This is a genomic window from Hyunsoonleella sp. J2K-J805, assembly GCF_057167125.1.
The window spans coordinates 3,721,677-3,732,643 of record NZ_CM169901.1 but is presented as its reverse complement, the minus strand read 5'-3'; the positions used below and the strand labels follow the sequence as shown (position 1 = coordinate 3,732,643).

The window sequence follows — 10,967 nt, the reverse complement described above, 5'->3', positions numbered from 1 at the left end:
AGCCAAGAGCTTCCCTTAAGTAATAAAATAACCATGTTTTAAACAGAGCCTCTATCCATAAAATAAAAAGGTGTTTTTACTTTTTCCTTTTTGTTTTCAGTAATCATTTTAGCTGCCTGAACTCCCATAGCTTTAAAATCGCTTGAGATAACAGTTACTCCAAGTATTTGTTTTAAAGGCGCATCATTATACGAAATAACCCCTATATCTGTTCCTAATTTAAAATTACTTGTTTTAACTTTATTCATTACACGAACTAAATCATTGTCTTCAATAGTAATATATAACGCTTTAGGCTCTAATTTAAATTCGTCAAAAACCTCTTCTAATATTTCAAATTCAAAATTATATTTTGCACAAAACTTTGTAAAACCATTTAAAATTTTTCTAGGATATGGGTAGAAAGCTGTTTTAGGATAAACAAGGGTTAATTTTTCGTATTTATTTATTTTTTCATAACCACTTTCTAAAGCTTCGAATATATCATTTTCAAAATCCTGATATACTTCTATAAAATCACCTTCAATTTGATGATTGTTATTATCCAATAAAATCAAACTCTCTTTAGGAATCATATTGATTACACTACTTACTTTATCTGTAAAGCTAGTATGCGATAAGCTTTCGGTTCTAAAATGAGGCATGATTATATAATAATCATAAGTCGATTTGTATTTCGACATCAATTCTAAAAACAAAGACTCATCACAATGATAACTATGAAGTTCAACATGACAATTATCACCCATTTCTTTTAAAAAAGAGTTATAAACCATCATTTTATATGGACTAAGTTTATTGACAAAAAACAAAATATTTAACTTTGATATCAAACTGGTTTGGGCGATAAAAGTTCCCTTACCATGCACAGAAACGATAACCTTGCGTTTCTTTAAAACCTTGTAAGCTCTTTCAACTGTATCACGAGAAAGGTAACACTCTTGACTTAACTTATTTATTGATGGAATTTGGTCTCCTTTTTTTGCATTTCCGTTTGAAATATTAAAGATTATCGAATCTATAATCTGCATATATTTGGGCACCATAGAATTCGCATCTAACTTTATCAAATCTATCATAGCTTAAATTGGTTTTTTTACTTACGTAAAATTATGAATCCACTTTAAACTAAAAGTCTGAATTAGGGTAATCAAAAATTTTCTTTGCAGCGTTTTCAATTATTTTAGACATAACTACTGCAAACAGATAGACACCTAGCGCTTCCTTGGCTGGTCATTTTGGAGAAAAGGTGCTGCATCCCTTGGAAATTGTTTTTCCAAAAGTGCTTTCATTTTCTTTTCTACTTTAGAATATTTTTTATTACCAGAAAGGTTAACAAAAGACAGTAAACTGTTTTTATGTTCGTATAATTCCGCTCCTAAAATTTCATGTGAATTAGAATCCCGCCATTCGGTATAGCGCCAATTGCCATCTGTAGCAGTGCAACCCATGATTTTTTTACCTCTTGCAAAAACACTTGTAGCGACCTCATCCCATTGAGTATTTGGGTCATCTAATACTGGAACTAAACTTTTTCCATCTGACTTTGGCGTCTCAAAACCACAAATATCTGTTAGTGTTGAGAAGATATCTACATTTTCCACCAATGCATTTGATACTTTGCCCTCATTTTTATTTTTATAATTTCCTTCTCTACTTATAATTAATGGAACCCTAGTGTCTATTTCCTTATTTGAATGCTTGCACCATGCACCGTATTCACCAATTTTATAACCATGATCGCTCATAAAAATAATCATGGTGTTTTTGCGTAAATCTAAATCTTCTAGAGTCTGCATTACTTTACCTACTTGGGCATCCATATAACTTACACAAGCGTGATATCCATGAATTAAGGTTCTTGTAAGATCATCGTTTAAAGGGTCTTCCTTTGGGATTCCATGATAGTTCTTAAGCTCTCCCCATTTACTTAAAGCCAACCTGTACATGTCTTGTGGTTTTTCCTTTGATGGAATTTCAAACTTGCTTTTATCATGCAAATCCCAATACTTTTTCGGGGCATTAAAAGGCAAATGCGGTTTCATTAAACCTACAAACATTAAAAATTTGTCGTCCTTATATTGATGCAACATTCTAATAGCATCGTTTGCAACAATGCCATCTTTATAGCCATCATCTGCTACGTCCGCATCTTCATAAGCAGGACCTTTGGCACGTTTTCCAGCCATAACCTCAAGACTCTCCGGTTTTAAGTATATATTAGAAGGTCTTTTTACAAGTTCTGTCCAACTTTCTTTATCATCCACAAAATGATGATATACTTTACCCGTGCTAATTGTTTTGTATCCATTTTGCTTAAACAATTGCGGAAGCGTTACGACATCTTTATGTACTTTACGTAAAGGTGTAAAAATACTATAGATACCCAAGGTTTCTGGCCTTAAGCCCGTTAGCGTACTCATTCTAGAAGGTGCACAAATGGCTTGTTGGGTATAAGCTTTATTAAACATTATACCTTCTGAAGCTAACTTATCAATATTTGGAGTAATTGCGGTTTCACTACCGTAGCATCCTAATTCTGCTCTTAAATCGTCTATATAAAAGACTAAAATATTAGGGGATTCTTCTTGGGAAAACAACGGACTAAAAGTCGTAATGCTTAAAGATAATAATAAAATAAAAGTCTTCATTGCCAATTTACTTTTTATAATGTTGATGTGAATGTATATGTACCTGGTTGCACTAAAAATTCTGAATTTTCTTTTGCTTCATTACGTTTTTCAACAAACTCATTATCATTAAAACTTTCTATAGTTCCAGGCACTATAACTTTTGCTGTTGTGTTTGGTGGAATGGTAACATCAAGCGTAAATTTACCTGCTTTAATCTCCCAAGAAGACACTGCTTTACCATAAGGCGTGTTTAATTCAGCTGAGGCTGATGTTAATGGATCTCTTGCTTTTGGGGCAATTCTGATAACTTTATAACCTGCCTCTAATGGTGCAATGGCTCCTATTCTTTCATACATCCACTCGCCTATAGCTCCATAAGCATAATGATTTAAACTGTTCATTCTCATTTTATTAAAACCTTCGGTTTTACTGTAACTATTCCAACGTTCCCATATGGTTGTTGCACCTTGGTTAATTGAATAAAACCAAGATGGATAGGTTTCATTAAATAATAATTGATACATTAAATCAATTTTGCCTGTTTCGTCTAGAACTTCTGATAGCAATGGTGTTCCTAAAAATCCTGTTCTTAAATGATTATCTGCTTCAGCAATCTTTTTTAGTAGTTGTTTTTCAGCTCCTTTTTGTTTTTGTTCAGGCAACAAATCAAAAGCCAAGGCTAATAAATATGTAGTTTGAGTTTCTGTAGCATTTTTAATAGTTCCATCTTCATTAAAGAAATGATTACTAAAGGTTTTTGCTACTTTTTTGTATAAACTGTTATAGGTGTTATATGCTTCTTCTTTCCCTAAAGTTTTTGCGGTTTTAGCGGTTAACATTGCGGAATGTGCAAAAAATGCAGTACCAATAACATTCAGTTTCGTATCTCCTCTATTATCACCGTTTTCTGGGTAAGGTTGCAACCAATCTGCAAAAAAGCCCATTTTAGAGATACCGTTTTTAGTATTGTTTTCATGATACGCCACCCAAGCCTTCATCATTTCAAAATTTTCCTCTAAAATTCTTATATCACCAGTTCTTAAATAAATTTTCCAAGGAATTATGGTACATACGTCTCCCCAACCAGCACTTACTTTATTATTAAACAAAACATCTGGCACTACCCAAGGAACCCCGCCATTTTCATATTGTGATTCACGCACACTTTGCATCCAGCTTGCCCAAAATTTGTACACATCAGCATTAAACATAGATGTTGGCCCAAAAACTTGTGCATCTCCAGTCCACCCCATACGTTCATCACGTTGTGGGCAATCTGTTGGAATATCAAAAAAGTTTCCTCGTAAGCCCCAAACAATATTACTTTGTAATTGATTTAATTTTTCGTGAGACGATGTAAATGTTCCGTTTTCTTCAAAATCTGAATATTGTACCAATCCTGTTACCCAATCTTTTGAAGGTTTTTTAGAATCATCAAACCCACTTAATTCAACATATTGAAAGCCGTGAAATGTAAATTTTGGCATATACTCAATAACGCCATCTTTACTGGCTGTATAATAATTTGTAGATAATGCGCCTCTGTAATTTTTTGTGTAGAACGTACCATCTGGAGCTAATTTTTCTGCAAATCTAACCTTTAAGGTTTCCCCTTTTTTCATAGGAACTTTTATCAATGGAACACCAACCATGTTCTGTTGAAAATCAAAAATTGCAGTCTTATCCTTTTCTATTACTTCTTTCACAGGTAACTCAATTTTAACTTTTACGGTGGTATGTCTTTTTGGTTCTAAACGTATAGAATCAGTAATAGGAAAAGTATTTACAGCCAACCAATTTTCATTATTAAAATCATTTGTATTCCAATTTGGCATTTCTAAATTAGCATCATAAGATTCACCATCATAAATTTCTGAAAGCCTTATCGGCCCGTTTGTAGTGCCTTTCCAAGATTCATCAGAAAGAATCATTTTTTTTGAACCATCCTTCATGGTTAACTCCAACTGACATATCATTTTAGGAGTTTCTGTATCAGTCCAATATGATTTTTCCCAACCCAATCGTCCTGAATGCCAACCAGCAGCAAGCTCAACACCAATGGTATTTTGCCCTGATTTTAATAAATCACTAACATCATAAGTAATGGTTTCTATTCTTTTTTTATAAGGTGTATATCCTGGAGGCATCACATCATCACTAACATCTTTTCCATTTATGGCAACATCAAAAACGCCTTTTGAAGTAATGTACAATCTCGCCGATTCTACTTCAGTAGATAATTCAAATCCTTTTCTTAGATATTGTGGCCTGTGAATTATATTATCTTCACTACCTAAAACGTTTTCTTTTTTAGTATCTAAACCAATCCATTTTGCTTTCCAATCGCTGTTATTCAGTAATCCCAATTCAAAATGGTTTACAGTACTCCATTGAGAAGCACTTTTATCCTGATTCCAATATTTTACCTGCCAATATACTTTTTGGCGAGACTGTAGAGGTTTACCCTCATATTTTACCCAAACAGATTGGTCAGTCATTTGCTTACCAGAATCCCATAAATCGGCATTATTGGGTAACAAATCTTCACTGGATGCCACTACGATATGGTATGCTGACTGATGTTTAATATGCTCAGCAACTGGTAATTTCCATGAAAATGTTGGTGTTGCATCGTAAAACCCAAGCGGATTTTTAAAACCTTCTGATACTGTTAAATCGTTTGCTTTTTCAATAGTACTTTTTTGCTCACATGAGATTAAAACTGAAAAAGCTATAAAAAAGCATACGATTAAGGTTATGTGATGTTTCAATAGTTTAATCATTTGAGTTTAGTTTAGTTTGTATGTTATATGTGCCTGCTAGAACCTCTAGTATTAATTTATCTTCTAACGCTTCTATACCTAGATTCACTATCTCATTTAGTGACTCACCATTTAACGTCACATCATCTTTTGATGCATTTATAATATGAATTTCTGCCGTTGTATTTGGCGGAATAACAACATCCAAATTGAACATAGTATTTTCTATTTTCCAAGATGATGAGGCATCTCCATAAGGTGTATTTACCTTAGCAGAAGCCGAAGTTAAGTACTTAGTATTTGGTACGGGAGCAATTTTTATTTTTTTATAACCTGGCGCTAAAGGTGCAATACCTGCAATACGCTCGTACACCCATTGCCCAATAGCACCATAAGCGTAATGGTTTAGGCTGTTCATCGGTTGTTTATTATAACCTTCTTCTATACTATAACTATTCCAACGTTCCCACATGGTTGTGGCACCTTGATTGATGGAATAAAACCAAGATGGATAGGTTTCCTTAAACAGAATTTCATACATCAAATCAATCTCTCCCATATCATCCAAAACTTTTGGTAAAATAGGAGTTCCTAAAAATCCCGTTCCTAAATGATTGTCTGCTTTTTTAATTTCGTCTAGCAAATAGCTCTTCGCATTTTTCGCTTTTTCAGGAGAAAGTAAATCAAAATAAATGGCTAATAGATAAATAGTTTGAGTTTGAGTTTCTCCCTTATACCTCCCATTTTCATCAAAAAACTCATTTTCAAAAGCATTAGCTATATTGTTATATAAGTTTTTATATGTGCTTTCGTCTTCCACATTTCCAAGTACTCCAGCAATTTTAGAAACCAAATGTGCCGAATGCGAAAAAAATGCTGTATTTATAAATACTTTAGGTGTATCGCCTCTATTCCCTATTTTTCCTGGCTTAGTAGGATAAGGTTGTAACCAATCTGCAAAGGAATGCATTATTGGGATATAATCTTTCTCTTTTACTTTAGATTGATAGTAGCCTACCCATTTTTTTGCAGAATCATAACTTTCTTTAAGTACGTTTATATCACCTGTAGCGTTGTATATATCCCATGGAATAATAACACTTGCATCTCCCCAACCAGAACTAGCACTTTTGTTTTGAAGCACATCAGGTACTACAAAAGGCACAGCTCCATTTTTGTGTTCAGATTGATTTTCTCTTAAACTTTGTAACCAAGCTGTCCAAAAGGCATGCGTATCATAATTAAACAATGCTGTTGGTGCAATTACTTGTGCATCACCAGTCCATCCCAAACGCTCATCACGTTGCGGACAATCTGTGGGAACATCAAAGAAATTATCGCGCAAACCCCAAGTAATGTTAGTTTGTAATTGATTGAGTTTGCCATGAGATGAGATAAAGGTTCCTTTCTGCTCAAAATTGGAATGTTGTGCTAAACCTTGCACCCAATTCGTCTCTGGCTTTACATTTTGATCAAATCCACTTAATTCTAAAAACTGGAAGCCATGAAAGGTAAATTTTGGCGTATATTCAATAACACCATCTTTAGATGCGATAAAATAATCTGTGGAATGTGCTGAACGGTAATTTTTCGTGTAGAACGTATTATCCTTTAATAACATTTCTGAAAACCTAATCATTAAAGTATCACCTTTTCTCATAGGGACTTTTACTTTTGGCACGCCTACTATGTTTTGTTTTAAATTGAAAACAGCACGATTCTCTTCAGCTAGAACTATTTCCACATCATCAATTAAAGTCTGTGTTTTTACTGTACTATGTCTTTTAGGTTTTAGTTTTACTTTGTTACCGATAGCCTTAACTTCAACGGATTGCCATGAACTGTCATTAAAGTCAGGATTCGCCCAATTGGGCATTTCTAAATTAGCATCATAGGTTTCGCCATCATAAACACCTGCTAATCTTATGGGACCGTTGGTAGTACCTTTCCAAGTTTCATCAGAAATTATAGTTTGCTTTTTACCATCTTCCATAATTATTTCTAACTGGCACAACACTTTGGGCGATGCAAAATTTTCATAAAGTGCTTTCCCTCTACTTATCCTTCCAGAATGCCAACCAGATGCCAATTCTACCGCTAATACATTTTCTTTTGAATTTAAAAAATTGGTAACATCATAAGTTAAAGTTTCAATACGATGGTTGTAGGGCGTCCAACCTGGAGGCATTACATCATCACTTACATCTTCACCATTTATGTGTACATCAAAAACGCCTTTTGCCGTAATGTATAATCTCGCTGATGACACCTCAGAATGAAGTTTAAATCTTTTTCTTAAGTATTGTGGCCTATGCATTAAAAACTTACGAACACCTTTAATGCTATCTTTTGCGGTGTCTAAACCCACCCATTTTGCTTTCCAATCTGAGTTGTTTAGCAATCCTAATTCTAAGGAATTGATTTCACTCCATTCTGATTGGACACCATCTTGATTCCAAAATCTAACCTGCCAATACACTTTTTGACGGGATTGCAAATCGGTTCCTTCATAGTTTACAAAAGTAGATTGTGAACTTTTTTGCTTTTGAGAATCCCACAAATCAGGATTGTTGGGCAATAAATCTTTTGAAGAAGCTACAACTATTTGGTAAGCCGATTGCGACTTAACATCTGTTGCTACTGGTAATTGCCATGAAAAAGTTGGATTTGCATTGTAAAAACCAATTGGATTTTTGAAACCTTCTGAAATTTTTAAAGATTGTGGTTTTTTTATTTCTTCCTCATCACAGGACACACAAACAAAAAATGCCAAAATACAGCAATAAGACAAAGTTAACCTTACTGTTTTTTTTGATAGTTTCATTTTAAATACGCTAGACAATAGTACTGTTCAATTTTTAAATTGAGACAAAAAAATTAATTAACAAATTCCATTTTTTTTCATAAAAAACTATCCTGTACTGTCTCGAAATTTAAATATTTAAACGAGACGTATTTATCATCTGAATTTTAAAAGAAAAAAGCTAGGGATTTTAAACTCTCTAGCCTTTTTAAAATAAAACATTTTTTATTCTTTATCTCACCATAAGTTTTGCGCGGAAAACCCTTTGATTGTCATCAATCACTTTTATGAGGTATAATCCTGATTTAAATCGGCCTTTATTCTCAATATCAATTCTATTGGAGTTTATTGCATTTTGATACACTGTTTTTCCAAGCATATCGTTTATAACAATACTAGCCTTGTTCACACCATTGAGCAGAACCGTAAACTCATTCTCAGCCGGATTTGGAAAAATCTTTGCTGAAAAAGCGTTAGCTTTTACTTCTGGAGTACTTAGCGTGGTAGATTCCACAATCCATTTAGACCTATCGTCTGTATTTCCAACATGCTCTATCGTTCCGTTAGCATTGTGATATATATAATTTGATAGGTTTCTTCTTTGAAATTGGTAAGTTCCGTCAGTATTGTTGTGTATCACAATAAATTGCTTATCTACATCCTCTCTTGGTGACCCAAAACCGGTATTTATAATATCATTTGGTGGATTTCCCGCACCTCTTAAAATACCTCTATCTGTTCTTTTGCTTTCGATATTATAAAAATTACCCGCCTTAACAAATTCCCATTCCTTATCACCGAAAACTACATTAGTACCATTATCACTTTCAATAACATCTGATCCTACAGAATGCAAGTATTTCCCGGTCACAAAATTTTTGATTCGATAAATATCGCCAGTTAAATCTGTAGGGTCAAATACTCTGATAGTTACAGTAACTTCGTTAGAGGATACTGTTTCGTTGCTGGCATTATACGCTACTGCCTGTAGTGTATAATCTGCTTCGGTAGTTGGTGTCCAATCTATGGAATAAGGCTCAGTAATATCTTCACCGAAATATGAACCATTAACCCAAAACTCTACTTTGGAAATACTGCCATTTTCATCAACAGCATCTGCAGAAATCTGTACAGTTTCTCCAGTGTTATAAATACTGCCATTAGTAGGTGATGTTAAAGACACCCTGAACGGATCTAAAACAATGCCTAAATCTATCACTTGAAGGTATAGCGGTTGTGCGTTTCCAGAGCTATCTTCCATTAAGTAGTAATAAGCTTTACCATTTTCTACATGGACCACTCCATGATCGAAAGTTCTACCACTGTTAGCTTCGTAAACTTTTTCAAAGTTATTGGTGCCGCCCTCCGCTTTTTCTACAAATACACGTCCATTTTTTAATCCGATCAGAAAAACATCATTACCAGAGGTATACAACGCTGAACCTCCTGTAAAATCCTCGGAAGTTATAAAGTCTGTAGCCCCTGATGGCTTATAAGTATGCAAAAATTTTGTGATATTGTTCTCATTATCTTTTACTCTACTTATAATATGAATATCTTCATTTGCTGTTACCGTCCAATCGAAATTACCAACTATGTGAACCTTGTCTTTTTGAGTGGTCGCCACATAATCTCCAGGCTCCATTACTTTTATAAAATCTGCATCAAGTAAAGGCAGAGAAAATTCTTCTCCTTTATGATTTTTCCATTGAGTAGCTCCACTTTGATCATCCGAATAGGCGTAATAAATACCATTTTGATATTGATATTTATCAGCATTGTTAGAGGACCTACGTTGAAAACCTATACGTATTTTTCCATTTACGTATTTAATATCTCCATACAATCCCCAATTGTAAGTGATACCTATTTGACTTTTTGCATTTAATCTATTAAAATCGGTAAAGTTATTCCAGGTTCCTGTATTTGCATCATACTTGCTAAACTTATACATGCCATTATTATTTCCTCCTTCTCTCATAAAAAACAGAAGATCTCCTTGGTCATTTAGAAAAAAGCTAGGATAGGTTAAAGCTACAAATTCTGATTGCGCTACGTTACCTGGTGTACGTAAGTGCTTGTAATCGCCAGTTACTCCATTATCTGTGACGAATTTATCTAATGTAAATTCACTATCTGCTACCGTGGCAGCATTTGGTATCGAATAAGAATATCTAAAATAATCGTTAGCCAAACTACCATCTGATGGTCTAGAAGCACTATAGGCATGCATATCGTACAACAAATGAATAGTTCCATCTAAAGGGCTGATGCCCACTGCAATTGTATTGTGAGACTCACCAATCCAATATCGATTTTGGTAGCCCGTGTGCCTATGCGGAAATTCTATGGTGGCAATAGTACCTGTAACTGTATTGTAACGCGATAGCATCATATGACGATCTGACTTTCCTCCCCGATACCAAGTCATAAAAACATAATCACCATAGGTTTTTACGGCATCACCATGTGCCGATATGTTTCTTCCAAAGAAAAAATCATAGGGCGCATTATCACCTGTATTTGAAGCAGCACTTGATACCTTACTACCGTCAAAATGCAAACCGAAGTCAGTAATCTTTACTTCTTGTTCTAAAACAACTTGCGCTTTTATAATACCAGAAGATATAAGGATTACCGCTATTACTACATAGCTAAATAAGCTCCTTTTTTGAGCAATTTTTTTTTTCATAATCTTTTTCTTCTTTTTAAACAATCCCTTGTAAAATTATGATTTTAATTTGACTAAAGAATCCTGCACTATACTGT

5 protein-coding genes are annotated in these 10,967 nt (G+C 34.1%); all 5 read right to left on the bottom strand.

All coding sequences use genetic code 11. The annotated features are described in order from the left end of the window. Nucleotides 1-38: 38 nt before the first annotated feature. The 5 genes from AC1B0Z_RS16200 to AC1B0Z_RS16180 all read right to left on the bottom strand — a co-directional run bounded on the left by AC1B0Z_RS16200 (nucleotide 39) and on the right by AC1B0Z_RS16180 (nucleotide 10,890). On the bottom strand, nucleotides 39-1,079 hold the full coding sequence (locus AC1B0Z_RS16200) for a GntR family transcriptional regulator (RefSeq protein WP_483793275.1): 1,041 nt from the start codon (nucleotides 1,077-1,079) through the stop codon (nucleotides 39-41). A gap of 135 nt (nucleotides 1,080-1,214) precedes the next feature. Further along, nucleotides 1,215-2,651: a sulfatase gene (locus AC1B0Z_RS16195; protein WP_483793273.1), complete on the bottom strand. Its 1,437-nt coding sequence runs from the start codon at nucleotides 2,649-2,651 to the stop codon at nucleotides 1,215-1,217. 14 nt (nucleotides 2,652-2,665) lie between these two features. Continuing rightward, nucleotides 2,666-5,416 (bottom strand): family 78 glycoside hydrolase catalytic domain, encoded by a 2,751-nt coding sequence (locus AC1B0Z_RS16190; protein WP_483793271.1) that lies wholly within the window; start codon nucleotides 5,414-5,416, stop codon nucleotides 2,666-2,668. Next, entirely contained in the window at nucleotides 5,409-8,219 is a 2,811-nt protein-coding gene (locus AC1B0Z_RS16185; RefSeq protein ID WP_483793270.1) for an alpha-L-rhamnosidase, read from the bottom strand. Before AC1B0Z_RS16185 ends, AC1B0Z_RS16190 begins: the two co-directional genes overlap by 8 nt. Nucleotides 8,220-8,430: 211 nt before the next feature. Next, nucleotides 8,431-10,890, bottom strand: coding sequence for a T9SS type A sorting domain-containing protein (locus tag AC1B0Z_RS16180; protein WP_483793268.1), 2,460 nt, complete (start codon nucleotides 10,888-10,890; stop codon nucleotides 8,431-8,433). Nucleotides 10,891-10,967: the final 77 nt, after the last annotated feature.